This window comes from Kitasatospora saccharophila (assembly GCF_039529925.1).
Classification (GTDB): domain Bacteria; phylum Actinomycetota; class Actinomycetes; order Streptomycetales; family Streptomycetaceae; genus Kitasatospora; species Kitasatospora saccharophila.
Genome location: NZ_BAAANS010000017.1, coordinates 63,694 through 89,377, shown reverse-complemented (window position 1 = coordinate 89,377; position 25,684 = coordinate 63,694). Strand labels below are relative to the sequence as shown.

Annotated in this window: 18 protein-coding genes; 8 read left to right on the top strand and 10 right to left on the bottom strand. The window is 75.7% G+C overall.

All coding sequences use genetic code 11. The features are described 5' to 3' along the window. Positions 1 to 20: 20 nt before the first annotated feature. The 3 genes from ABD345_RS14835 to ABD345_RS14825 form a co-directional block, all read right to left on the bottom strand. Entirely contained in the window at positions 21 to 3,212 is a 3,192-nt protein-coding gene (locus ABD345_RS14835) for an ATP-dependent DNA helicase (protein WP_344552530.1), read from the bottom strand. Next, positions 3,199 to 6,498, bottom strand: coding sequence for an ATP-dependent helicase (locus tag ABD345_RS14830; RefSeq protein WP_344552529.1), 3,300 nt, complete (start codon positions 6,496 to 6,498; stop codon positions 3,199 to 3,201). The genes ABD345_RS14835 and ABD345_RS14830 overlap by 14 nt, the downstream gene beginning before the upstream one ends. Before the next feature lie 105 nt (positions 6,499 to 6,603). Next, positions 6,604 to 6,933, bottom strand: coding sequence for an MGMT family protein (locus ABD345_RS14825; protein WP_344552528.1), 330 nt, complete (start codon positions 6,931 to 6,933; stop codon positions 6,604 to 6,606). 142 nt (positions 6,934 to 7,075) lie between these two features. Here ABD345_RS14825 and ABD345_RS14820 point away from each other — a divergent pair, with 142 nt between their 5' ends. Beyond that, a complete protein-coding gene (locus ABD345_RS14820; RefSeq protein ID WP_344552527.1) occupies positions 7,076 to 9,820 on the top strand; it encodes a flippase-like domain-containing protein in 2,745 nt (914 codons plus the stop codon). A gap of 123 nt (positions 9,821 to 9,943) precedes the next feature. On the opposite strand, the gene moeZ is transcribed toward ABD345_RS14820, so the two are convergent. The 5 genes from moeZ to ABD345_RS14795 all read right to left on the bottom strand — a co-directional run bounded on the left by moeZ (position 9,944) and on the right by ABD345_RS14795 (position 16,537). Beyond that, on the bottom strand, positions 9,944 to 11,122 hold the full coding sequence (gene moeZ, locus ABD345_RS14815; protein ID WP_344552526.1) for an adenylyltransferase/sulfurtransferase MoeZ: 1,179 nt from the start codon (positions 11,120 to 11,122) through the stop codon (positions 9,944 to 9,946). A gap of 159 nt (positions 11,123 to 11,281) precedes the next feature. Further along, entirely contained in the window at positions 11,282 to 12,226 is a 945-nt protein-coding gene (locus ABD345_RS14810) for an NAD-dependent epimerase/dehydratase family protein (protein ID WP_344552525.1), read from the bottom strand. A 457-nt stretch (positions 12,227 to 12,683) separates the two neighbouring features. After that, positions 12,684 to 13,763 (bottom strand): hypothetical protein, encoded by a 1,080-nt coding sequence (locus ABD345_RS14805; RefSeq protein WP_344552524.1) that lies wholly within the window; start codon positions 13,761 to 13,763, stop codon positions 12,684 to 12,686. 11 nt (positions 13,764 to 13,774) lie between these two features. Continuing rightward, positions 13,775 to 15,340: a DUF3492 domain-containing protein gene (locus ABD345_RS14800; protein ID WP_344552523.1), complete on the bottom strand. Its 1,566-nt coding sequence runs from the start codon at positions 15,338 to 15,340 to the stop codon at positions 13,775 to 13,777. A gap of 279 nt (positions 15,341 to 15,619) precedes the next feature. Next, positions 15,620 to 16,537: an alpha/beta fold hydrolase gene (locus ABD345_RS14795; protein ID WP_344552522.1), complete on the bottom strand. Its 918-nt coding sequence runs from the start codon at positions 16,535 to 16,537 to the stop codon at positions 15,620 to 15,622. Between the two features lie 233 nt (positions 16,538 to 16,770). Between ABD345_RS14795 and ABD345_RS14790 the strand changes: the two genes are divergently transcribed. The 3 genes from ABD345_RS14790 (at position 16,771) to ABD345_RS14780 (ending at position 18,207) form a co-directional block, all read left to right on the top strand. After that, the gene (locus ABD345_RS14790; RefSeq protein WP_344552521.1) at positions 16,771 to 17,427 is read left to right on the top strand and encodes a TetR/AcrR family transcriptional regulator; all 657 of its coding nucleotides are present in this window, start codon (positions 16,771 to 16,773) and stop codon (positions 17,425 to 17,427) included. Between the two features lie 141 nt (positions 17,428 to 17,568). After that, entirely contained in the window at positions 17,569 to 17,796 is a 228-nt protein-coding gene (locus ABD345_RS14785; RefSeq protein WP_030459953.1) for a DUF3107 domain-containing protein, read from the top strand. A gap of 135 nt (positions 17,797 to 17,931) precedes the next feature. Beyond that, positions 17,932 to 18,207 (top strand): hypothetical protein, encoded by a 276-nt coding sequence (locus ABD345_RS14780; RefSeq protein ID WP_344552520.1) that lies wholly within the window; start codon positions 17,932 to 17,934, stop codon positions 18,205 to 18,207. Positions 18,208 to 18,210: 3 nt separating this feature from the next. Here ABD345_RS14780 and ABD345_RS14775 read toward each other — a convergent pair whose 3' ends face one another. Further along, the gene (locus ABD345_RS14775; RefSeq protein WP_344552519.1) at positions 18,211 to 18,936 is read right to left on the bottom strand and encodes a ferritin-like fold-containing protein; all 726 of its coding nucleotides are present in this window, start codon (positions 18,934 to 18,936) and stop codon (positions 18,211 to 18,213) included. 574 nt (positions 18,937 to 19,510) lie between these two features. On the opposite strand from ABD345_RS14775, the gene ABD345_RS14770 reads away from it, so the two are divergent. From ABD345_RS14770 to ABD345_RS14755, 4 genes are all read left to right on the top strand, one after another. Beyond that, entirely contained in the window at positions 19,511 to 21,994 is a 2,484-nt protein-coding gene (locus ABD345_RS14770; protein WP_380274530.1) for a DEAD/DEAH box helicase, read from the top strand. A 218-nt stretch (positions 21,995 to 22,212) separates the two neighbouring features. Continuing rightward, positions 22,213 to 23,055 (top strand): alpha/beta fold hydrolase, encoded by an 843-nt coding sequence (locus ABD345_RS14765; RefSeq protein WP_344552518.1) that lies wholly within the window; start codon positions 22,213 to 22,215, stop codon positions 23,053 to 23,055. A gap of 462 nt (positions 23,056 to 23,517) precedes the next feature. Continuing rightward, positions 23,518 to 23,661, top strand: coding sequence for a hypothetical protein (locus ABD345_RS14760; protein WP_162869915.1), 144 nt, complete (start codon positions 23,518 to 23,520; stop codon positions 23,659 to 23,661). Between the two features lie 248 nt (positions 23,662 to 23,909). Next, complete coding sequence (locus ABD345_RS14755) at positions 23,910 to 24,548, top strand: DUF6758 family protein (protein WP_033211956.1); 639 nt, start codon at positions 23,910 to 23,912, stop codon at positions 24,546 to 24,548. 19 nt (positions 24,549 to 24,567) lie between these two features. Here ABD345_RS14755 and ABD345_RS14750 read toward each other — a convergent pair whose 3' ends face one another. Continuing rightward, positions 24,568 to 25,653 carry a HEAT repeat domain-containing protein gene (locus tag ABD345_RS14750; protein WP_344552517.1) on the bottom strand — a complete coding sequence of 362 codons (1,086 nt, stop codon included), beginning with the start codon at positions 25,651 to 25,653 and terminating at the stop codon, positions 24,568 to 24,570. Between the last annotated feature and the right edge of the window lie 31 nt (positions 25,654 to 25,684).

Here is a 25,684-nt window from a genome sequence, read left to right as displayed (position 1 = left end):
ATGCTCTGAGTGACTCTTTTCTACCTATTCCCGATCAGAAGATCGCTCAACTCTTTTCGGCCGGGAAGTCCTGACGGGGTTTCGACCCGCCCGGAGCGCACGTAGCAGAACGAGGCGCTGACCCGCTCCGGCGGGACGCCCGCCTGTTCGGCCCAGGCCAGCCGGTAGATGGCGAGTTGCAGCGGGTCGCCGGAGTCCTCCCGGCCGGTCTTCCAGTCGACCACCTCGTAGCGCGGTGACCCTGCGCCACGGTCGGCGTCCCGGTAGACCGCGTCGATCCGGCCGCGCACCACCCGCCCCGCGAGCACCAGTTGGAAGGGCGCCTCGACCCGGTGCGGGGTGCGGCGGGCGTAGGGGCCGCGCAGGAACGCCTCCTTGAGGCGTTCGAGGTCGCGCTCGTCCTCGATCTCCTCGTCGTCCAGGCCGGGCAGCGCGTCGGGGCCGAGCAGCAGCGGCTGGTCGTAGCGGGACTGCACCCAGGCGTGGAAGCGGGTGCCCCGGCGGGCGGCGGGCGCGGGCGGGCGGGGCATCGGGCGGGCCAGGTCGCGGGCGAAGCCGTCGGGGTCGGCGGCCAGCCGCATCAGCTGGGAGGCGGACAGCGAGGCGGGCAGTTCGACGTCCCGGGTGCTGCGCCGGGAGCGCTCCAACTCGCCGACCAGGGCGGTCAGGTCGCGGTCCCAGGAGGCCAGCAGCCGCTGGTCCTCGGCGCCCATCGGCTCGGGTCCGGGCGCGGGGGCGCCGGCCAGCCGCTGCCGCACCACCCGGGCGACCCGGCGGCGGGCGTGCTGCGCGGTCGGGTCGAGCGGCAGCGGCCAGGGGGTCTCCACCGAGACGTCGAACGCCGGGTTCTGCTCCTCGGGGCCGGGCTCCTCGGCCCAGTGCTCGATCTCGCCGCCGCCGCCGGGCCGTTCGCAGTGCTCGCGCAGCTCCAGCAGGAAGTCGGACGGTCCGCGCCGGCGCTTCTGGGACGGCCCCCACCAGTGCCCGGAGGCCAGCAGCAGCGAGCGCGGCCGGGTGAACGCGACGTAGCCGAGCCGCAGTTCCTCGACCTCGCCGTGCCGCGCCATCTCCTGCTTGAAGGCGCCCATGCCCTTGGCGGTCCAGGCCGGGGTGCCGGGCAGGGTGGCGGCGTCGCCGCGCAGGGCGTGCGGCAGCACCCGGCGGGTGGAGGTCCAGCGTTCGCGCCCCTGGCCGGACGGGAAGCCGCCCTTGACCAGGCCGGGGACGGCGACCACGTCCCACTCCAGGCCCTTGGACTTGTGCGCGGTGAGCACCTTGACGGTGTCCTCGCCGCCGGGCAGCCCGGCGTCCAGGCCGCGCTCGTACTCCTGGGCGGCGCGCAGGAAGGCCAGGAAGGCGGCCAGTCCGGGGTCGCCGTCCAGGTCGGCGAAGGAGGCGGCGATGTCCAGGAAGGAGTGCAGGGTCTCCCGGCGGCGGGCGGCCAGTGCCAGCGGGGAGGCGGAGAGCTCGACCTCCAGGCCGGTGACGGTGAGCACCCGGTGCAGGACGTCCATCAGCGGTTCGGCCAGCGCCCGGCGCAGTTCGCGGATCTCCCGGGCGAAGCGGGCGAAGCGGACCCTCGCCTCGGGCGAGAACGGCAGTTCGTCGGGCTGTTCGGCGTCGACGAAGGTCTCCAGCGCGTCGGCGAGCGAGACCACCTCGGTGGGGTCGGTCTCGGCGACGGCGGCGCTGAGGGCGTCCTGCTCGCCGGGGCGGGCGGTGCGGACGAGTTCGGCGGCGCGGCGGCCGAGCAGCGCCAGGTCGCGCGGGCCGGTGCGCCAGCGCGGGCCGATCAGCAGCCGGACCAGGGCGGCGTTCGCGGTCGGGTCCTGGAGCACCTCGCAGACCGCCACCAGGTCGGCCACCTCGGGCAGTTGCAGCAGCCCGCCGAGGCCGACCACCTCGACCGGGACCTTCCGCCCGACCAGCGCGGCGTGGAGGTCGGGGAAGGAGCTGCCGGCCCGGCAGAGCACGGCGATCCGGCCGGGCGCGGTGCCGGTGCGCACCAGGTGCGCGATCGAGTCGGCCAGCCAGTCGACCTCCTCGGCGTGGGTGGGCAGCAGCGCGATCCGGGCCAGGCCGTCCCGTTCGGCGCCGGGGGCGGCCCGCAGCGCCTCGACGCCCTCGTGCATGGCGCGCAGCGGGGCGGCGAGCCGGTTGGCGAAGTCGAGCAGCCGGCCGCCGCTGCGGCGGTTCTCGCTGAGCGCGAAGCGGTGCGCGTCGCCGCCGTCGGCGCGCGGGAAGTGCCGGGGGAAGTCGTCGAGGTTGGCGACCGAGGCGCCGCGCCAGCCGTAGATCGCCTGGCAGGGGTCGCCGACCGCGGTGACCGGGTGCCCGGCGCCGTCCGCGCCGCCGAACAGGCCCGCCAGCATGAGGCGCTGGGCGACCGAGGTGTCCTGGTACTCGTCCAGCAGCACCACCCGGTACTGCTCGCGCAGCAGCCGGCCGACCTCGGGGCGCCGGGTGGCGAGCCGGGCGGAGGCGGCGATCTGGTCGCCGAAGTCGAGCAGGCCGAGCTTCTGCTTGCGGGCCCGGTAGTCCTCGACCAGCCGCAGCAGTTCCTGCCGGCCGCGGGCGGCCTTCGGGACGGCCCGCAGGTCCTCGTTGGTGAGCTTGACGCCGGCCAGCTCGTCCAGCAGCTCCTCGTCGTACGCCCGCAGCCGCTCGGGCTCGACCAGGTGCTCGGCGAGTTCGGAGTCCAGCGCGATGATCTCGGCGACCAGCGCGGAGAAGGTGCCGGTGAGCGCCGGGAACGGGCCGCGGGCCTGCCGCAGCACCCGGGCGGCGAGCTGGAAGCGGGTGGCGTCGGCGAGCAGCCGGACGTCCGGCTCTATGCCCAGCCGCAGGCCGTGCTCCTTGAGCAGCGTCCCGGCGAAGGCGTGGTAGGTGGAGATCTGCGGGTCGCCGAGGGCCTCCTCGTCCCCCGCGCGGACGCCGGCCCGCAGCAGGGCGGCCCGGACCCGCTCGGCGAGCTCCCCGGCGGCCTTGTTGGTGAAGGTCAGGCCGAGCACCTGCTCGGGGCGCACCGCGCCGGAGCCGACCAGCCAGACCACCCGGGCGGCCATCACGGTGGTCTTGCCGGAGCCCGCGCCGGCCACGATCACGCCGGGTTCCATGGGGGCGCCGATGGCCGCCAGCTGCTCGTCGTTGAACGGGACGCCGAGCAGTTCGCGGAGCCGGGCCGGGTGCCGCAGCGGCTCAGTCGACGACATGCCGGCCGTCCCGCTGCGCGGAGCAGCTGCCGCGGAAGGCGCAGCGCCCGCAGCGCTCGCCCGCGGTGGGGGTGAACTTCTCGGCGAGCACCTTCCCGGCGGTCTCCACCAGCAGGTCCTCGATCCAGGGGGTGCTCTCCTCGGGCAGCTGCCGCTGCACCTTGGGGGCCTCGGGGTCCTTCTTGTCCGGGGCGCGCAGCTGCACCAGCTCGGCGCCGCCGGGCACCGCGCCGTGCTCGAAGCCGGGCAGGCCGTCGAGCGCGCCGCGGCTCACCGCGAGCTGGTAGACGGCGAGCTGGCGGTTGTCGGGCAGCGAGCTGTTGGCGGGCGGGGTCTTCCCGGTCTTGAAGTCGACGACGTACGCCCGGCCCGCGGCGTCGGCCTCGACCCGGTCCATCGAGCCGCGGATCCGGACCGCGACGCCGCCGACGTCCAGGGTCAGGTCGAAGCCGTGCTCGGTGGCGACGGTGGTGCGTTCGCGCTCCAGCACGTGCCAGCGCAGGAAGCGCTCCAGGGCGGCCCGGGCCTCGCCCTTCTCCTGGGTGGACTTCCAGGGCGCGTCGAAGGCCAGGGCGTCCCAGACGGTGTCCAGGCGCTCCATCAGGACGGCCAGGTCGGCGGGGGTGCGGCCGGAGCCGACCTCGTCGGCGAGGGCGTGCACCACGTTGCCGAAGCCCTGGGCGGCGGAGGCGGTGGTGCCCGCCCTGACGTCCTTCTCCAGGAACCACTGGAGCGTGCAGGACTCCAGCTGCTCCAGGCCGCTGCCGGAGAGCCGGACGGGCTGCTCGGGCTCGCGCAGCGGCTGCGGGGCGGCGGTGGGGTCGTCCAGGCCCCACCACTGGTCGGGGTGGGCGGCGGGGACGAGCGGGCGGCCGTCCTCGTCGGTGGCGGCGGCCAGGGTGGCGAGCCGTTCGGCGGCGGCCCGGCGCAGCTGCGGGGAGCGGTCCGGGTCGACGGTGACGGCGCGCAGTTCGGCGACCAGCGCGGGCACCGACAGCGGGCGGCGCGGCCGGGCGGTGACGTCGGCGACCTTGACCCGGGGGACGCGCTCCAGCACCTTGCCGGAAATGGGGCCTCCCCGGCCGGAGGCTGGGGAAGGGTCGACGGTCTCCCGGTAGAGCTCGCGCAGGAACCGGGAGGGTTCGTCGCCGTCCTCGGCGGGCGCCTTGACGGCGGTGACCACCAGCCGGTCCTTGGCCCGGGTCGCGGCGACGTAGAACAGCCGGCGCTCCTCGGCGAGCAGCGCGGCCGGGGAGAGCGGTTCGGCGAGGCCGTCGCGGCCGATCCGGTCGGCCTCCAGCAGCGAGCCGCGGCGGCGCAGGTCGGGCCAGAGGCCCTCCTGGACGCCGGTGACGACGACCAGCCGCCACTCCAGGCCCTTGGAGCGGTGCGCGGTCATCAGCCGGACGGCGTCGGGGCGCACCGCGCGCACGTGCAGGGTGTCGGCGGCGATGTCCTGGGCCTCGACCTCGGCGAGCAGGTCGAGGGCGCCGCGGTGGCCGGTGACCCGCTCCTCGGCGCGGGCGGCGGTCTCGAACAGCGCGCACAGCGCGTCCAGGTCGCGGTCGGCGTTGCGCCCGGCGGGGCCGCCGCGCAGGGCGGCCCGCTCCAGGCGTTCGCGCCAGCGCCGGGAGCCATCCCACAGCTCCCAGAGCGCGTCCTCGGCGCTGGCGCCGCCGGCCAGCAGTTCGCGGACCTTGCGCAGCAGCATGCCGAGCTCGTGGGCGCGGCGGGCGTAGGGGGCGTCCACCAGGGCGAGCTGGTCGGGGTGGGCCAGCGCCTCGCGGATCAGCTCCTCGGCGGGGCGGACCACGCCGGGGGCGCCGTCGGCGGCGAGCGCGCGGCGCTCCTCCTCGCGCAGGGTGCGGCCCAGGCGGCGCAGGTCGGAGCCGTCGAGGGCGGCGAGCGGTCCGGTGAGCAGGGTGTGCGCGAGGTCGGCGGTGAGCGCGCCGGGGCCCTCGGCGCAGACCCGTAGGGCGAGCAGCAGCGGGACGACGGCGCCCTCCTCGCGCAGCGGCAGGTCGTCGCCGTCGATCTCCAGCGGGACGCCGGCGGCGGCCAGCGCGCGGCGCACCGCCGGTATGGTCCGGGAGCCGGCCCGGACCAGGACGGCCATCTCGCCCCAGGGGACGCCGTCCTCCAGGTGGGCGCGGCGCAGCAGGTCGGCGACCGAGTCGAGTTCGGCGCCGGGCGTCGGGTAGGTGTACACCTCGACGGCGCCGCCCTCCCGGGAGGGGAGCAGGGCGCGGTGCGCGGCGAGCTTGTCGGCGGGCAGCCGGCCCATCGGCATCCGGCGGGCGAGTTCGCGGGAGGCGGCCAGCAGCACCGCGCCGGAGCGCCGGGAGACCCGCAGCACCTTGACCTCGGCGGGGCGGCCGTCGGCGTGCCGGAAGGCGTCGGGGAACTCCAGGATGCCGTTCACGTCGGCGCCGCGGAAGGCGTAGATCGACTGGTCGGGGTCGCCGACCGCGACCAGGTCCCGGCCGCCGCCGGCCAGCCGCCGCAGCAGCCGGACCTGGGCCGGGTCGGTGTCCTGGTACTCGTCGACGAACACCACGTCGTAGCGCTCGCGCAGCTGGGCGGCGACGTCCTCGCGCTCGGCGAGCAGCACGGCGCGGTGGACGAGTTCGGCGTAGTCGAGGACGCCGCGCAGGTCCAGCACGTCCAGGTACTCGGCCAGGAAGTGCGCGGCGGCGGCCCAGTCGGGGCGCCGCACGCCCGCCGCGAAGCGTTCCAGCTCCTGCTCGCCGAGGCCGAGCTCGCGGCTGCGGGCGAGCACGGCGCGCACCTCGTCGGCGAAGCCGCGGGTGGTCAGGCAGGCCCGCAGGTCCAGCGGCCAGGCGATGGTGCCGACGCCCGCCTTGGCGTCCTCGGCGCCGCCCGCGAGCAGTTCGCGGACCATCACGTCCTGTTCCGGGCCGGAGAGCAGCCGCAGCGGCTCGGCGTACTCCTCGGGCGGCTGGTGGGCGCGCAGCAGGGCGTAGCAGAACGAGTGGAAGGTGGTGGCCTGCGGGGCGGTGGCGCCGATCCGGGCGGTCATCCGGTCGCGCAGTTCCATCGCGGCCTTGCGGCTGAAGGTCAGCACCAGGACGCGGTCGGGCGCGGTGCCGTCGGCGACCCGCCGGGCGACCGCCTCGACCAGGGTGGTGGTCTTGCCCGTCCCGGGCCCGGCGAGCACCAGCAGCGGCCCCGAGGCGTGCTCGACGACCGCCTGCTGGAAGGCGTCCAGCTGGGGCGGGTCGGGCTGGGCGAGGGGGCTGCGCACCAGGCGGAACGGTGAGGTCACTGCGGTCCAGGGTCGTACGGCGGTTCGGTGGCGGGCCGCGGGGCGGATCGCCACGGCGAGCCTACGATGGTGCACCCACAGACCCCTCCGGCGCACATCGCCCGGTCAGGACGCCCCGTCCCAGCGGGCGGCCCGCAGGTCGACCCGGGGTTCGCCGCCCACGGTGCGCAGCGGGGTGCCCTCGGCGCGGTACTCGGGCAGCGCGCGGTGCTCGTGGCCGGGCAGCGGCCGCCCGTCCGCCCGGATCACCCGCCACCAGGGCACCGGTGCCCCGTACAGTGCCATCACCCGGCCGACCTGCCGGGGGCCGCCGCGGCCCAGGTACTCGGCGACGTCCCCGTAGGTCATGACCCGGCCGGGCGGGATCCGCTCGGCGAGGTCGAGCACCGCCTCGGCGTACGGCGGGATCGCGGGGACGTCCTCGGAGTCGGTCATCCGCCGCATTCTTCCCCATCCGGTCGATTTCCAGCACCCCGTGCGGGCGACCCGGCGCGCGGGATGCGGCCCCTGGACGGCACCCGGGTGGCGGGCATGGCAGCATCTTCGGGGCAGTGCGACACACGAGGACGAAGACCAGATGACCGGGACGGCGGGATTGAACGTGGACGAGGGCTCCGAGCAGCCCGCCACCGACGGTTCTGCCGAACGGCCGGTCGACCTGCGCCACCGGGAGCGGGACGCGCACCACACGGGGGAGGGAACGGTGGCCGCACAGCTGCCGCCGGACGAGGGGCCGGAGCGTCCGGGCACACCGGACCGGCCACCGGAGCCGGACCGGAAGCAGGACGAGGAGCGGGGGCGGGAGCGCGACCGGGGGGAGCGGCCCGCCGAGGAGCCCGCCGGGGAGTACCTGGCCGTCGACGAACCGCTGCTCGCCCCGCGCGCGCACCGGCCGTCCGACCTGCTGAAGTTCCTGGGCGGACTGTTCCTGATCGTCCTGGTGTTCGTGCTGGCGCAGGTGGCGGTCTCCACCACCACCGGCATCGAGAAGGACATCACGGTCAACGCCGACCGGATCCCCGGCGTGCTGTCCAAGATCTCCGCACTGGTCTCCTCCATCGCGGTGCTCACCGTGCCGCTGGCCTTCGCGGTCGAACGGCTGATCAAGCGCGACGGCCTGCGGGTCGCCGACGGCGTGCTCGCCTCGGTGCTCGCGTACGGCGTCTCGCTGGGCGTCGACTGGTGGGTGGCGGCCAGCGCGCCCGAGGAGATCCGCAACGCGCTGACCCAGTTCCCGCCGGGCGGCGGCGAGACCCTCACCGATCCGGTGCACGGCTACCTGGCCCCGGTGATCGCCTACATGACGGCGGTCGGCATGTCGAGCCGGCCGCGCTGGCGGGTCGCCCTGTGGGTGGTGGTGATCCTCTCCGGCGCGGCCGAACTGATCAACGGCAACACCACCCCGCTGTCCCTGGTGCTGACCGTCCTGATCGGCTGGTCGGTGGCCTACGGCACGCTGTACGCGATCGGCTCGCCGAACATCCGCCCCACCGGGCAGCACCTGATGATCGGCCTGCGCAAGGTCGGCTTCGCCCCGTCCGCCGCCCACCTGGCCCCCGCCGCGCCCGGCGGCACCCGCCGCTACCTGGTCACCCAGCAGACCGGCCCGCTGCTCGACGTCCACATCATCGACCGCGAGCAGCAGGCGTCCGGCTTCTTCTACCGCGCCTGGCGGCGGCTGCGGCTGCGCTCGGTCGCGGTCCGCCGCAGTCCCCAGTCGCTGCGCCAGGCCCTCGAACAGGAGGCCCTGATCGCGTACGCGGCGGCCGCCTCCGGGGCCCGCGCCCCGCAACTGGTCGCCACCTCCGAGCTGGGCCCGGACGCCGCCATCCTGGTGTACGAGAACGTGGCCGGGCGGACCCTCGACGACCTGGCCGACGAGGAGGTCACCGACGCGGTGATGGCCTCGTTCTGGGCCTCCGTCGCCACCCTGCACGAGCGCCGGATCGCCCACCGCCGGCTCACCGGCGAGTCCCTGCTGGTCGTCGACGAGCGCACCGGCTGCCTGGTCAACCTCTCCGGCGGCGACATCGCGGCCGGCGACCTGACCCTGCGCATCGACGTCGCCCAGCTGCTCACCACCTTCGCCCTGCGGGTCGGCCCGGAGCGCGCGGTGGCCGTCGCCACCGGCGTCCTCGGCCCCACCCGGGTCGCCGAGGCACTGCCGCTGCTCCAACCGGTCGGCCTGAGCCGGCAGACCCGCGGCGACCTCCAGCGGATGACCAAGGAGCGCAAGGCCGCCGCCCAGGCCCTCGCCCTCAAGCAGGTCGCCGCGGGCGAGCGCACCCAGCAGCAGGCCGAGGAGGACATCGCCCAGGCCGGCGAGGACCTGCTCGCGAAGATCCGGGCGCAGATCCTGCAGATCGCCCCCGAGGCCCCGCTGGCCCCCGCCAAGCTGGAACGCCTCAAGCCCCGGACCCTGATCATGGTGGTGGCGCTCACCTTCGCCGCCTACCTGACCCTGACCACCGTCCGGCCCGACCAGTTCAAGGTCTCCCAGATGAACTGGGCCTGGGCCTCGCTCGCGCTGGCCGCCTCGGCGTTCTCGTACGTGGCCGCCGCGATGAGCCTGACCGGCTTCGTCCCGGAGAAGCTCCCGTTCTGGCGCACCGTCACCGCCCAGCTGGCCGGCTCCTTCGTCAAGCTGGTCGCCCCGGCCGCGGTCGGCGGCATCGCCCTGAACACCCGCTACCTGCAGAAGGCCGGCATCCGCCCGGTCCAGGCCGTCGCCTCGGTCGGCGCCTCCCAGCTGGCCGGCCTCGGCGGCCACCTGATGCTGCTGTTCGCCTTCGGCCTGATCACCGGCTCCCAGACCAACGGGGACCTCGGCGCGTCCCGGGCCGTCATCATCGGCGTCCTCACCGCGGCCGTCCTCGCCCTGGTGGTCGCCGCGGTCGCCCCGATGCGCCGGTTCGTGGTCACCCGGGTCCGCTCGCTGCTGTTCGGCGTCATCCCGCGGATGCTCGACCTGATGCAGACCCCCCGCAAGCTGATCACCGGCTTCGGCGGCATCGTCCTGCTGACCCTCTCCTTCACCGCCTGCCTGGACGCCTCCGTGCACGCCTTCGGCGGCGGCGCCAACGTCACCTACGCGGCCGTCGCCGTGGTCTTCCTCACCGCCAACGCGGCCGGCTCCGCCGTCCCCACCCCCGGCGGCATCGGCCCGGTCGAGATCGCCCTGATCACCGCCCTCACCGTCGCCGGCGTCCCCGCGACGGCCGCCACCCCCGCCGTCTTCCTCTACCGCCTGCTCACCTTCTGGCTCCCGGTCCTGCCGGGCTGGATCGCCTACAACATCCTCCAGCGCAAGAACGCCCTCTGAGAGAGCCCCGCCAGGGGCTCTTCGCCGCTACGGCCCCGGCTCCCCCTGAACGCACGGAACCGCCCGGCCGGGGAAGTTCCGCGGCCGGGCGGTTCCGGTGGTGCCACGACTCGCGCGCGGCCGTCAGTAGACGGGCTTCTCCGGCTCGATCTGGTTGACCCAGCCGATCACGCCGCCGCCCAGGTGCACCGCGTCCGCGAAGCCCGCGGACTTGAGGACCGCGAGGACCTCGGCGGAGCGCACACCGGTCTTGCAGTGCAGCACGATGCGCTTGTCCTGCGGCAGGTCCTGCAGGGCGTTGCCCATCAGGAACTCGTTCTTCGGGATCAGGCGGGCGCCCGGGATCGAGACGATCTCGTACTCGTTGATCTCGCGGACGTCGATGATGTCGATCGGCTCGCCGTTGTCGATCCACTCCTTGAGCTGCTTGGAGGTGATCGTGGAGCCGACGGCGGCCGCGCTGGCCTCCTCCGAGACGACGCCGCAGAACGACTCGTAGTCGATCAGCTCGGTGACGGTCGGGTTCTCGCCGCAGAGGGCGCAGTTCGGGTCCTTGCGGACCTTCACCGAGCGGTACTGCATCTCCAGGGCGTCGTAGATCATCAGTCGGCCGACCAGCGGCTCGCCGATGCCGGCCAGCAGCTTGATGGCCTCGTTGACCTGGATCGAGCCGATCGAGGCGCACAGCACGCCCAGCACGCCGCCCTCGGCGCAGGAGGGGACCATGCCCGGCGGCGGGGCCTCCGGGTAGAGGCAGCGGTAGCACGGGCCGTGCTCGGCCCAGAACACGCTGGCCTGGCCGTCGAAGCGGTAGATCGAACCCCACACGTACGGCTTGCCGAGCAGCACCGCGGCGTCGTTCACCAGGTACCGGGTGGCGAAGTTGTCCGTGCCGTCGACGATCAGGTCGTAGCCGGAGAAGATCTCCATCACGTTGTCGTTGTCCAGGCGCTCCTCGTGCAGGATCACCTCGACCAGCGGGTTGATCTCCTTGACCGAGTCCCGGGCGGACTGGGCCTTGGACCGGCCGATGTCGGACTGGCCGTGGATGATCTGGCGCTGCAGGTTCGACTCGTCGACGGTGTCGAACTCGATGATGCCGAGCGTGCCGACGCCCGCGGCGGCCATGTACATCAGGGCCGGGGACCCGAGGCCACCGGCGCCGACGCACAGCACCTTGGCGTTCTTCAGCCGCTTCTGCCCGTCCATGCCCACGTCGGGGATGATCAGGTGGCGGGAGTACCGGCGGACCTCTTCGACGGTGAGCTCGGCGGCGGGCTCGACCAGGGGTGGCAGCGACACGGGGACTCCGATGGTCGTCAGGTTCTGTTCGACTACGCCAACAGTGTCACGTGCCCCGGGTATTCCAAGACAGCGGGTCCAGTGGGTGAGATGCGCGACACCGGATGGCGAGACCTCCGCCCACGGGCCAACCGCCCGGCCCGAACGGGCCGTTCCGGGTCACACCCGGCAGGCCGTCTCCAGCCAGACGTCCGCCAGCGACTCCTCCAGCGGCACCTGCGTCCGCCATCCGAGACGGTCCCGGGCGGTCCGGACGTCCGCCTGCCGCCACTGCACCGGCTCGGCGACCGTCCGCGCCTCCACCGCCCGCAGCCCCTCCGCGCCCGCCTGCTGGGCGGGCAGCACCACCTGCCGGGCGTCCTCGCTGACGGTGCCCTCGAAGCCGGACGCCCGCACCAGCAGGTGCGCCGCGTCCCGGGCCCGGACGGCGTGGCCGGAGCCGATGTTGATCACCCCGGTGGCGGCCGAGACCGCCGCCGCCTGGATCGCCCGCGCCACGTCCCGGACGTCCACGAAGTCCCGGTAGCCGGACAGGTCGGGCATCCGCACCTGGTTCTCGTCCTGCTCCAGCGCCCGCCGCAGGCCCTCCGCCAGCCGCCCGAACAGCGAGGCCGTCGGCGCCCCCGGCCCGACCACGTCGAACACCCGCAGCACCAGCGCGTCCAGCCCCGAGTTCAGCACCAGCTCGGTGCCCGCCAGCTTCGACACCCCGTACGGGCCCACCGGACGCGGCTCCGCGCTCTCCGGGATCGGCCCCCCGGGCTGCGCCGGACCGTACTCGGCCGCCGAACCCACGTGCACCAGCCGCGCGGGCTCCCGGCTGCGCCGGATCGCCTCGCAGACCGTCGCCACCGCGAGCGTGTTGGACCGGATCAGGTTCCGCGACGTCCCGTACGTGGCCCCCGCGCAGTTGATCACCACCTGCGGGGCGACCGCGTCCAGGAACCGGGCCAGCGCGCCCGGACTCCCCGCGGCCAGGTCGAACCGGATGTCGGCGGAATCCCCCCGCCCCAGCACGGTCACCTGGGGCCCCTCCTCCGCCAGCAGCCGGTCGGCCACCCGCCGGCCGATGAACCCGTCGGCCCCCAGCAGCAGCACCCTCATCGGGCCCAAGTCCTTCCATCAGGCCCGGCAACCGCCGGGCGGAACGAGATCTGATCGACAAACCGGAACACGCGCCCGCAGGCGGCTCCCGGACGACACCGGCCCCACGACGAGCGGCCCCGGCCCACGACGACAGCCGAACGGCCCGGACCGCACGGCGTGCGGCCCCGACCCGGAACGCCCGCCGCCGCTCGCACCGCGTCCACGGGAACCCGCCACCGGACCCCGGTGGCAGCCCCGCACGACGAGCGGCCCCGGCCGACCGCACCGGCACCCCGGCCCCGGCCCGGAACGCCCACCGCCACCGGCCCCGCGGCAACCCGCCGCCGGACCCCGACGGCACCGGACACCCGGCCCCGGCGAGGGACGCGGCGTGCCGGGCCGCGCCCGGCGGTCGCCCGCCCGGCACCGGCCCGGCCGTCCGTCGTCGGCGCGCCGCCCGCCGCCGGAACCGCTCTCACCGGTACGCCCCCGGCCCGGTGGACGGCGGCCAGGCGCACCCGGCCAGCAGCAGGGCGGGTCCGAGCGCGGCGGCCGCGAGGCCGCCGGTCGGGGAGGCGCCCAGCCAGTGGGCCGGGGCGGGCAGGGCCAGGAGGGCCGCGCCGGCCGCCGCGGTGAGGACGGCGACCGCCGCCGTGCCCGGGCGTCCGGCGTCGCGGACGACGGCGGCCGGGAGCGGCAGGGTGCCGAGCACCAGCAGCGCGGCCCACCCGGTGGCGGGCGCGTCACCGGCGACGGCCCAGCCGAGGCCGGCGAGCAGGGCCAGTTGCGCCAGCACGGCCAGCGGCAGCGCGAACCGCAGCCGGGCACGGAACTCCCCCAGCGTGGCGGCCGATCCCTGCCGTTGACCGAACCGGCGCAGCCAGGCCGCCGCCCATCCGGCGCCCGCCCCGCCGAGCGCGGCGGCCAGCGCCGCGCCCGGGTCGCCGGCCGCGAGCAGCGCCAGCAGCAGGCCGGGGCCGGCCCCCTGGGCGGGCGCCGGCCAGGGGAACGGGCCCCGCCCGGGCGCCCGGCCGTCCGCCGCCCGCTCCCCGCGGTCCGTCCCCGGGGCGTCCGGATCACGACCGTCCGGATCCCAGCCGTCCGGATCCCGATCCTCCGTCCCCCGGTCCTCCCGCTCCCGGCCCCGGTCCCGCCGGGCCGTCAACAGGCCCGCGCCCGCGCCGAGCAGCAGGGCGAGCGCGCCGCCGGGCAGGCCGCCGGGTGTCGTGGCGGGGAGCAGGGGCAGCAGGTGGGTGGCGGCGCCGCGCAGGGCGGCGAGCGGGAGGGTGCGCCGGGGTTCGGCGGGCGGCAGCGGCTCGCGGGTGGGCGGGCGGCGCGGGACGCGGGCGTACAGCTCCTCGGCGAGGCCGAACACGTCGGCGTGCCGGTAGCGGGCGGCGCCGTCGGCGGCCAGGCCGGAGTCCTCCAGGGCGGCGGCGATCTCCAGCGGGTCGACCGCCTGTTCGCACAGGTCCCGGTTGGCGTCGAGGAGTTCGCGGACGGGGTCGGCCGGAGCGCCGGTCGCGGGGGTGCCGGTCGCGGGGGTGCTGGTCACGGGAGCGCCGGTCACAGCGCCTCCGCGAGGGCGGGCCCGGCGGCCCTGGGGGCCTGCTCGGCCGGCGCCGGGGTCGTGCCGCCGGCCACCCAGTACTCGGCGGGGCGGGCGAACGGCCGGGCCTGGGTGCCGGGGCGGGCCGGGAAGGCCGGGTAGCGGGAGACCAGGTCGAGGTAGATCTCGCGGAACGCGCCGACCACGGGTTCCACGGCGAAGCGTTCCTGCGCCCGCAGCCGGCCGGCCAGGCCGAGCCGGGAGCGGCGCTCGTGGTCGTTGAGCAGGGCGAGGCAGGCGGTGGCGAGGGCGCGCGGGCTGCGCGGGGGCACCAGCAGGCCGGTGGGGCCGAGCACCTCGCGGGTGACGCCGACCTCGGTGGCGACCACGGCCCGGCCGCTGAGCATGGCGTCGGCGAGCAGCCGGGGGCTGCGCTGGGCGAGCGCGCTGAACACCACGACGCTGCCGGACTCCCAGGCCGCGGCCGGGCCGTCGGGCCGGCCGGCGAACTCGACGGCGTCCTCGACGCCGAGCCGTTCGGCGATCGCCCGGCAGTGCGCGAGGTAGCCGGGGGCGCCCTCCTCGCCGTACACCCGCAGTCTGGCGGCGGGCAGTTCGGCGCGGACCCGGGCGAAGGCGTGCAGCGCCAGTTCGGGGTCGCGGCCGGGCTCCAGCGCGCCGGCCCAGACCAGGGTGGGCGCCTCGGGTTCCTTCCCGGCGGCGGGCCGTCCGGTGGCGGTGGTGCCCTCGTGGACGATCCGGGTGCGGGCGGGGTCGCCGCCGCAGCGCTGCTGCCACTGCCGGTCGTACTCGCTGCCGGGGGTGAGCACGGCGGCCCGCCGGTAGGTCTCCTCGGTGAGCTGCCGGAAGAAGGACAGCAGCAGGGCGCGCACCGGCCAGCGGTAGGGGGCGCTGCGGTAGCCGCGGTACTGCTCGCGCAGGTGCAGGCCGTGCTCGGTGACCACGAACGGGACGCCGTGCAGCTCGCGGGCGACCAGCGCGGGCAGCGCGGCCGGTCCGCCGCCGACCACGTGGCACAGGTCGGCGCCGCCGAGCCCGGCCGCCCCGGTGCCGTACCAGGGCGCGGACAGCGGCCGCAGGCACTGCTCCAGCAGGTCGGCGGCGACCAGCACGTCGCAGACCAGCGGCTGGCCGCCGGCGGTGTCGGCGCCGGGCGTCCGCCAGACCCGCTCCAGCACCCGGTGGGCGTGGCCGGAGGCGAGGAACGCGGGCAGCGCCTCGTCCTCCCGCCCGAGTTCGGCGAGCCGGTACAGCGCGGGCCCGAACCCGGCCCGCTCGCCGGGCATCACCAGGGCGCGGACGAGTTCCCCGTACGCCCTGGCGTACGCCCGGCGGCGCAGCGCGGTCGGCCCGCGCCCGCCGGGGCGGCGGCCCCACATGGGCAGTTCGTGGACGCCGTGCAGGCCGCGGACGCCGGTGGGCGGGGCGGGGCGGTCGGCCGGCAGCAGCCGGTAGAGCCGGAACTCGTGCTCGGGCAGGCCGTCGACCAGACGGCCGCACCAACCACCTTCGCCACGCTGCGCGTTGGTGAGGGTGCCCTCGGTGAGCAGAGCGATGCGCACGACGCCTCCAGAGCGTTCCACTGGGTTCACGGCCCTACGACACAGGGGAGTGCGTCCGTGCTCGACGGTCGCCCGGCCGGTGCCCGCTCCCCGCGGCCGCCGTCCTCGCCGTCTCGCCCCCCACACCTGTTCGGTCCGACAACACGACGGTAGAGCGCCGGGCCGAGCCCCCTAGGGGCCCGGCCCGGCTTGCCACACCATCGAGTGAACGCCCGTGACCTCGCGCGTCCCCGCTCCGTTTTCGGCCTTCGTCCCCCGCGCGCCCCGCGTGCGCCGGGCTCAGCCGAGCCGGTCGGCCTCGGCGAGCAGTTCCCGCACCGCGCGGGCGACCGGCTCGGGGTGCTCCAGCATCGCCACGTGCCCGGAGTCGGGCAGCACCAGCAGCCGGGCGTCCCGGAACGCGGCGCAGGCCCGCCGGGCGGAGCGGTAGGAGACCAGCTTGTCCTTGAGCCCGTAGACCAGTAGCACCGGCGCGGCGACCTGCTCGGCCTGCCGCCACAGCGACTGCTCGCCGCGCTCGGTGTAGGCGGTGACGATCCCGCGCGCGGACCCGGCCAGCACGCCCAGGGCGTACGGGAGCGCGGCGCGGCGGCGGTACTCGGCGACCGCGCGGGCCCGGCGGTGGGCGGGGATGCCGGCGGGGTCGGCGTAGACCAGGCCGAGCAGGTCGGCGGTGGCGGTCTCCGGGTCGGCGGCCGGGCCGCGGCGGCGGATCAGCTCGGCGACGCCGGGCACGGCCAGCAGCCCGGTGGACCAGGCGGTGCGCTGCGGGGGCAGCTCGGGCAGCGCCGGGGAGATCAGGGTGAGGCTGCGCACCAGGTCGGGGCGGAGCGCGGCGAGCCGGACGGCGACCGCGCCGCCGAGCGAGTTGCCGAACAGGTGGACCGGCCCGCGGCCGCTCTCCTCCAGGTACCCGATGACCGCGCGGACGTGCCCGGAGACGGACAGGTTGCCGTCCAGCGGCGGGGCGGAGTGGCCGAAGCCGGGCAGGTCGACGGCCTCGCCGTCGACGTCGTCGGCGAGCAGGTCGAGCAGTTCGAGCCAGTTGTCGGCGGACCCGCCGAGACCGTGCACGAACAGGGCGGGCGGCAGGCCGTCGCGGGGTTCGGAGTGCCGGCTGACGGCCAGGGCCGCGCCGGGCACCTCGACGGTGCGGTGCGGCTCCAGGGCGGCGAGGGGGTGCTGGGAGGCGCTCATGGAGCACGATGGTAGTGAGCGGGCGGCAGACCGCCGCGGCCGGTCACGGGGCCGCACTTCCCCCGTCACGAGCCCGTCTCGACCCGTGGACAGCGGGGGTCCGGGTCGTATTGTGGGGTCCCGACAAGGGCGGTTGTGCGCTTTACTCGGCTTCACCCGCGCACGAGCGGGTTACCGAAAAGTAGAATCAATCACCCCGCCAGTCCAACGCAGACCGTGAAGTGAGGAGCGCCGTGACGGCCATCCAGGAGGCGCAGGAGCGTCCGCGCGGTGCCCGCCTGCCGCGAAGCGCCCGCCGTGAACAACTGCTCGGAGCCGCCCAGGAGGTGTTCGTCGCCCAGGGCTACCACGCCGCCGCCATGGACGACATCGCCGAGCGGGCCGGCGTCAGCAAGCCGGTGCTGTACCAGCACTTCCCGGGCAAGCTGGAGCTCTACCTCGCGCTGCTCGACAAGCACTGCGACGCCCTGGTCGACGGCACCCGGGCCGCGCTGGAGGCGACCAACGACAACAAGCAGCGGGTCGCCGCCACCATGGAGGCGTACTTCCACTACGTCTCCGGCGAGTCGGGCGCGTTCCGGCTGGTCTTCGAGTCGGACCTGACCAACGACCCGGCGGTGCGCGAGCGGGTCGACCGGGCCACCGACCTGAGCGCCACCCTGGTCTCCAAGGTGATCGCCGAGGACACCGACCTGCCCGAGGCCGAGGCCAAGCTGCTCGCGGTCGGCGTCTGCGGCCTGGCCCAGATCACCGCCCGGTACTGGCTCACCCAGGACGGCGACATCCCGCGCGACGAGGCCGTCCGGCTGGTCGCCAGCCTGGCCTGGCGCGGTCTGAAGGGCTTCCCGATGCACCCCGCGCAGGAGGGTTCGGCCGACCCGGCGGACTGAACCGGGATTCGGCCCTGAGCGGACCGGCCCCCGACCTTCGCCTACCGGCCGGGTCACTGCCTTAAGGTGATGCCCGTACGGCGCGCCCACCGCGATCCGCGGTCGGGGCGCGCGCGGCCAGCTACCGGAGGGACGGAAGCCGTGGAGGTCAAGATCGGCGTGCAGAACGCGAACCGGGAGATCGTCCTGGAGAGCGCGCAATCTGCCGAAGAGGTCGCGGACGCGGTCGCCAAGGCCCTGGACGGCACCTCGAAGCTGTTCACCCTGGTCGACGAGCACGGTCGCCGGGTGCTGGTTCCGGCCGAGCGCCTCGCGTACGTCGAGATCGGCGAGCCGTCCGTCCGCAAGGTCGGTTTCGGCACGCTCTGAGCGCACAGCTCCGGGCACGCGTCACGGCGCCCCGTTCCCCCGCCCGGGGGGACGGGGCGCCGTGCTGTGCGTACCGGCGGCCCCGGGCGGGTAGGCGGACTGCTGCCGCAGCGTCGCAGGTCCCGGGAGGCAGCCGTGTGGGAGACGATCACGTCCGTCCTGATCGGACTCGCCGTCGGGATCGGCGCACTGCTGGTCCGACCGGACCTGTACCCGGGGCCGCGCGCGCTGCCGATCGGCACGGCGCTGGTCGCCGCGGTGGGCGCCGGCCGGATCAGCCACTACGTGATGGACGGGCACGCGCCGCTGGTCCAGCTGGCGATCTCCGCCGCGGCGTCGGTCCTGATGGTGTCGGTGCCGGCCCGCCCGGACCTGAAGCCCGGGCGCGGCGGCCGGCACCGCCAGGTCTGAGCCTCAGGAGGCCAGGCCCAGCGCGGCCATCCGCTTGGTGTGGGTCTCGGTGATCCGGTTGAACATCTTGCCGACCTCGACCAGGTCGAAGCCGCGCACCTCGGCCCCGCCGACCAGCAGGTTGGACAGCGCGTCGCGCTCGGCGACCACCCGCTGCGCCTGGCTGAGCGCCTCGCCCATCAGCCGCCGCCCCCACAGCGCGAGCCGCCCGCCGACCCGCGGGTCCTCGGCGATCGCCTGCCGCACCCGCTCGACCGCGAACCCGGCGTGCCCCGTGTCCGACATCACCCGCAGCACCAGGTCCCGGGTGTCGTCGTCGAGCCGGACGGCCACCTCGCGGTAGAAGTCGGTGGCGATCGCGTCGCCGACGTACGCCTTGACCAGGCCCTCCAGCCAGTCGGACGGGGCGGTCATCCGGTGGAAGTTCTCCAGCGGCTCGACGAACGGCTCCATCACCGCGACCGGGTCGGCGCCGACCTCGGCCAGCCGGTCGTGCAGCAGCTGGAAGTGCTGGTACTCGGCGGAGGCCATCCGGGCCAGCGCGGCCTTCTCCGCGATGCCGGGCGCGAACTTGGCGTCCTCGGCCAGCCGCTCGAAGGCGCTCAGCTCGCCGTACGCGAGGGCGCCGAGCAGGTCCAGCACGGCCGCCCGGTACTGCGGGTCGGCGGCCCGGGCCGCCCAGGGGCCGATCGAGTCGGTGGGCTCGTCAGCGGGTTCCGGAGTCTCCATGGCACCGACTCTAGTGCGCGCCGCGGGGCCCGCGGGGCGCTCCCGGAGCCCCCGCGACCCGGGCGGGGCCGACCGGAGTAGCGACCGTCACGTGTTCGAGTCGTCGCTTGACTGTATGGTAGGTGGTGAGGCCAGGTGTAGACCGGCGCGGCTCGTCCTTCCAACGGCAGGCCGCGCGGTCGTGCCCGGTGGCGTTTCAGCCGCCCGGTGCAGCACCCGGCGCTCACGTACGCGGATGCCCGGTCGGAGACCCGATCGGCTCCGACCTGGCCCGAGCCTCGGGCCCAGGCACCGCATCAGGCCGAGCGAGGGCCGCCGCGGACCGCGCCGACAGCGCGCCGCACGACCCCGTCAACGGGACGCCCTCCCCCGCGCCGCCCGCCCGACGCGCCCCGCACGGGGCTGCCCGGGCAGGCAGGACGCGTTCGGGCTCGGCCCTCCACACGGAAGAGGCAGCACCCTGTCCACCACCGCCGAACCCACCAAGTCGACCTTCCGCGATCTCGGGATCCTCGCGGAGACCGCCGAGGCCCTGGAGGCCGTCGGCATCGTCCACCCCTTCCCGATCCAGGAGATGACCCTGCCGGTCGCGATGACCGGCCACGACGTCATCGGCCAGGCCAAGACCGGCACCGGCAAGACCCTCGGCTTCGGCCTCCCGCTGATCGAGCGGGTCGTGGTCAAGGCCGACGTCGCCGCCGGCCGGGCCACCGCCGAGCAGCTCTCCGAGGGCCCGCAGGCGCTCATCGTCGTCCCCACCCGCGAGCTCTGCACCCAGGTCACCAACGACCTGCAGACCGCCGGCAAGGTCCGCAACGTGCGCGTGCTGGCCGTCTACGGCGGCCGCGCGTACGAACCGCAGGTCGAGGCCCTGAAGAAGGGCGTGGACATCGTGGTCGGCACCCCCGGCCGCCTGCTCGACCTGGCCGGGCAGCGCAAGCTCGACCTGTCCAAGGTCCGCGCGCTGGTCCTGGACGAGGCCGACGAGATGCTCGACCTCGGCTTCCTGCCGGACGTCGAGAAGATCATCACCATGCTGCCCGCCAAGCGGCAGACCCTGCTCTTCTCGGCCACCATGCCCGGCCAGGTCATCTCGCTGGCCCGCCGGTACATGACCCAGCCCACCCACATCCGCGCCGCCGCCCCGGACGACACCGGCACCACCGTCGCCAACATCGAGCAGCACATCTTCCGTGCGCACTCGCTCGACAAGGTCGAGATGGTCTCCCGGATCCTGCAGGCCGAGGGCCGCGGCCTGGCGATGATCTTCTGTCGCACCAAGCGCACCACCGCCGACGTCGCCGAGCAGCTCACCAAGCGCGGCTTCGCGGCCGGCGCGGTGCACGGCGACCTCGGCCAGGGAGCCCGCGAGCAGGCGCTGCGCGCCTTCCGCAACGGCAAGGTCGACGTCCTGGTCTGCACCGACGTCGCCGCCCGCGGCATCGACGTCGAGGGCGTCACGCACGTCATCAACTACCAGTGCACCGACGACGAGAAGACCTACCTGCACCGGATCGGCCGCACCGGCCGGGCCGGCGCCTCGGGCACCGCCGTCACCCTGGTCGACTGGGACGACATCCCGCGCTGGCAGCTGATCAACAAGGCGCTGGACCTCCCGTTCAACGACCCGGAGGAGACCTACTCCAGCTCGCCGCACCTCTACGAGCTGCTGCGCATCGCCCCCGGCACCAAGGGCATCCTGCCCCGCTCCGAGCGCACCCGGGCCGGCCTGGCCGCCGAAGAGGTCGAGGACCTCGGCGAGACCGGCGGCCGCGGCGCCCGCGGTCGCGGCGCCCGTGACGGACGCGACTCTCGCGACGCCCGCGACGGGCGCGACTCCCGCGGCGGACGGGGCGCCGCCCCCGAGACCCCGGCTCCCGCCGAGCGCCCGGCCCGCCGCTCCCGCGAGCGCCGCCGCACCCGCGGCGGCAGCACCGCCGCCGCGGTGGCGCCCGAGACCCAGACGGTCGAGCAGCCGCAGACCGCCCCGGGCAACGGCCCCGCCGCCGCTCCGGTGGAGGGCCGCAGCCCGCGCCGCCGCAACCGCAACCGCCGGGGCGGCTCGGCCGCGACGGTCGAGAACGCCGCCGTCCCGACCCCGGTCGAGGCGGCCCCGGCCGCCACCGCGCCCGCGCCCGTCGTGGAGGCCCCGGCCACCGAGGCCCCCGCCACCCGCGCCCCGCGCAAGCGCACCCGCCAGGCCGCCGCCCCGGCCGTGGAGACGGCCGTCGAGGCCGCCGCCCCCGCCCCGGTGGTGGAGCCGGTCGCCGCCGCGGAGCCGGTCGCCGCCGAGCCCGTGATCCGCTCCCGGAAGCCGCAGCAGCGGGCCGTCCGCAAGCCGGTCACCTCCCTGGTGTCCCCGGTCGAGGAGCCGGCCGCCCCGGCCCCGCGCAAGCGGACCGCCAAGAAGGCCGCCGTCGTCGCGGAGGCCCCGGCCGCCGTGGTCGAGGCCCCCGTGGTCGAGACTCCTGCGGTCGAGACCCCGGCCGTCGAGGCTCCGGCGCCGCGCAAGCGGGCCACCAAGAAGGCGGCCGCCGCCGTGGCCGAGACCCCCGTGGTCGAGACCCCGGCCGTGGAGGCCCCGGCGCCGCGCAAGCGCACCACCAAGAAGACCGCCGCCGCCGTGGTCGAGGCCCCCGTCGAGGAGGCCGCCGCCCCGGCCCCGCGCAAGCGGACCACCAAGAAGACCGCCGCCGCCGTGGCCGAGACCCCCGTGGTCGAGACCCCGGCCGTGGAGGCCCCGGCGCCGCGCAAGCGCACCACCAAGAAGACCGCCGCCGCCGTGGTCGAGGCTCCCGTCGAGGAGGCCGCCGCCCCGGCCCCGCGCAAGCGGGTCGCCAAGAAGGCCGTGGCCACCGAGGCTCCGGCCGAGGAGACCGCGGCCGCCCCGGCGCCGCGCAAGCGCACCACCAAGAAGACCGCCGCCGCCGTGGTCGAGGCCCCCGTCGAGGAGGCCGCCGCCCCGGCCCCACGCAAGCGGGCCACCAAGAAGGCCGTGGCCACCACCGCCGAGGAGATCCCGGCCCCGCGCCGGACCCGCAAGGCCGTCGAGCAGTAACCAGCACCACCCCCGCAGGGGAGGGCCGACACCACGTCGCCCTCCCCTGCGGCGTTCCCAGCCTCGAAAGCCCCGCCCCGGGGCCCGGGCCGCGCGACCGGCCCGCCTCCGTCCGCGCCCCGCCCCGTCCGCGCCGCGTTCCCTCCCCCGGTGGGGGCGCTGGCCGCCGTAGGGTGGCCCCCGAGACGTCGGGTGACCGGAGATGAGGGCCGCAGGGGATGAGTACGCCGCCGTTCTTGAAGTTGCCGTCGTGCGCGCGGGCGGTGCGGGTGGCGGGGCTGGCCGCGCTGTGGGGCGAGCCGGTGGGGGCGGTGCGGGGGACGGCGGTGCTGGTGCCGGGGTTCTCGGGGAGCAAGGAGGACTTCATCGCCTTGCTGGAGCCGCTCGCGGCGGCGGGTTTCCGGACGGTCGCGGTGGACCAGCGGGGCCAGTACGAGTCCGGGGGGCCGGACGACCCGGCCGCGTACGCGGTGGCGGCGCTGGGGGCGGACGTGCGGGCGGTGACGGCGGGGCTGGGGGTCGACGGGCCGGTGCACCTGCTGGGGCACTCGTTCGGGGGGCAGGTGGTGCGCGAGGCGGTCCTCGCGGCGCCGGAGGACCTGCCGTGGGCCTCGTTGACGCTGATGTCGACCGGGGCGGGGGCGATCGCTCCGGCGGAGGCGGCGCGGACGGCGATGCTGCTGGAGGCGCTGGACTCGATGGACCTGGAGTCGATCTGGCAGGTGATGCAGCAGTTGGAGGGCGAGCGGGTGCCGCCGCTGGACCCGGAGGTCGCGGACTTCCTGCACCGCCGTTGGGTGGCGAACCACCCGGTGGCGCTGCGGGCGATGGCGGCGCACCTGGTCTCGGCCCCGGACCGGGTGGACGAGCTGGCGGCGGTGGGCCTGCGGAAGCTGGTGCTGTCCGGGGACCGGGACTACGCGTGGCCGGTCGAGGAGCAGTCCTCGATGGCCGAGCGGCTGGGCGCGCAGCGGCTGGTGGTGTCCGGCGCGGGGCACTCCCCCAACGCGGAGCAGCCGGCCGCGACGGCGGAGTCGCTGGCGGCGTTCTGGTCCGCCTGACGGCCCGCCCCACGCCCGGCCCGCACGCCCGGCCCGCACGCCCGGCCCGCCCGGCGGGACTTTCCGGGCGGATCCGGTCCACGGGCGGGCCTCCTGACCGTCGTTCAGAAGTCGGCTGCGGTTTTCACGCGACAAGAATCGTTAGCTCGGGTAATATTTGATTTCGTCCGGGATCAACACCCTCCGACGGCCGCACCCTCCTCCGGCCGCCGAAACCACGGATTTACCGGCGGGCAACCGCCGGGAAGCAGCGTCGCGGCACCCTGGATCCGGGGCACTACAGCCCTCCTCCGGTGCCGCAAGGGAAAGTGCCGCTGAACGAGTCCTGCCTGAGAGTGGGGGGAGCGACGGGTGACTGCACCTGCCGGACGTCCGACCCAGCCAACGCCGACGAGCCACCGTCTGATGGCCGACCGTCGGCCGAGTCCGCCTCGGACCCCGAGGACGGGAAGGGAGAGGCCCATGCGTTTCGAGATCCTCCGTCTGGATCACGCGGGAACGGAGACCGATCGGCTGATCGCCGACGCGGAAACCGTCTCCGAGTACCTGAAGGCCGCCGCACAGACCGGCGAGCGCCTGTACATCCGGCCGTGCAAGGCCGTGTGAGCGGACGCGGACGGACCTCCGAGTCCTCCGACGTTCCGATACCCGGCTGACGCCCCGTCACCGCAGGAGACCCCTGGGATGACGGGGCGTCAGTGTGTTCGATGGCTGCCACCTGCGGGGGTTTGGCGGGGCCCCGGCCGGGACATCACCTCTGCCGGACCCGGGCCGTCGCCGGGGCGCCTCGCGACGCACTCCTTACGGGTGATCGTCCTTGACGCAGCCGTCCGGAGGGAGGACCGTTGTCGGTTATGAGGGGCGAGCCAAGCTGCCCGAGGTGCGCCGGTCGGGTCCGCGCCCCCGGCCTCTTCTCCGACACCTGGCAGTGCGATCTGCACGGTGCCGTGCACCCGATGCAGCCGGTGCTGCCGCCCAGCATCGAGGCCCTGAACGTGGCGGTGAACCGCTCCCAGGTGCCGGTCTGGCTGCCCTGGCCGCTGCCGGTCGGCTGGCTGTTCACCGGGATCGCGCACGCGGGTGACGACCTGTCCGGCGCCCGGGCCACCGCCGTCGCCTGCTCCGGCCCGGCCCCGCTGGGCGGGTTCGGCGAGCTGGTGCTGGTGGCCGAGGAGCTGGGCATCGGCCTGGGCGCCCGCTACGCGGGGCTGGACGGGCCGGACCCGGGCGATTCGGTGGCGCTGTACAAGCCGGCCGACGCCAAGCTGATGGCGGCGGGCCGGCCGACCCCGATGTTCCACGTGCCGGGCGCGCCGGACGACCGGGCGGTGTACGTCGGCGAGGCGCGCGGCCTGTGGCTGTGGGCGATCGCCTGGCCCGAGCAGTCGGCGCTGCTGATGCACGACGAGCTGGTGCTGACCGACCTGCGGGACGCGGGGGCCGAGCTCGGCCTGCTGCCCTGCGGGGCGCTCTCGCCCCGGCTGCTGGGCTGAGGCCCGGCGCCCCTCCGGTTCAGATCTCCAGCGCGTTGCGGAAGCGGCCGTGCCCGAAGCCGGGTTCGGTCACCAGCAGCCAGCCGTGGCCGCTGCGCGGGGTGTCCGCTCCGGTCCGGTCCGGGTCGATGCTGCTCCGGGCGGCCGCCTCCGCCGAGTCGGTCTCCATCGAGGCGCCGGGCGTCTCCTCGTCGTCCGGGTCCCAGTACGGGTCCTCGGTCTGCGGCCGCTCCCAGGGCAGCGGGTCCCCGGTCCACTGCGGGTCGCCCTCGGCGGCGTAGGAGCGGACGACGCCCCGGCCGCGTTCGGCGATCACCCAGTGGTGGGAGTCCTCGTAGTCGTCCCGGCAGTGGAAGTGCGCCCGGCCGCAGGCTTCGGCGACCCGCGCCACCAGGTCGTCGTCGAAGCAGGTCAGCATCAGGTGGTTGCCGAAGAACAGCCGCCAGCCCGCCAGTTCGGGCGTGACGAAGACCCGGCGCACGGTCCGCTCCGTGCCGTCGTCGTCGACCAGCCGGACCTCGTCGGACGCCGGGTTGGACCGGCCCATCGCCAGGGTGGCGGGGACGGGGTCGTGCAGGCCGAGCACCTCGAAGGCGGCCCGGTACTCGTCCCCGGGCACCGCCAGCCAGCAGTACTCCCACCCCTCGCCCGGGAGTTCCTCGTCCAGCAGCTTGACGTCCACCAGCCGCCGGAGCGCGGCCCGGTCGCGCGCGGTGAGCTGCTCGGCGGCGCCGAGCAGGGCGAGGGCGCGCAGGGCGTGGCGGCGCAGCGGGGCGGGGCCCTCGGCGCGGACGGCCAGCAGTTCGGGGACGGCGGCGGGGCCGATCCGCTCCACCGCCCTGGTGGCCTGGTAGCCGTGCCGCTCGTCGCCGAAGAGCGCCAGGACGGGGCGGAGCGCGGGCAGCGCGGCGGGGCCGAACCCCTGCAGGGTGTGCAGTGCGGCGGAGCGCGCCTCTTCGTTCGGGTGGCCGAGCAGGCCGGTCAGCGCGTCGAGGTGCTCGGGGCCGAACTTCCCGAGCAGCCGGTTGAGTTCGTGCGTCCGCGCCTCGGGGTCGGCCGCCAGGGCGGCCCGCAGGGCCGCTTCCGGCCCGCTCGCTGTCTCCATGCGAACAGCCTAGGGGGGTGGTCTGACGGCC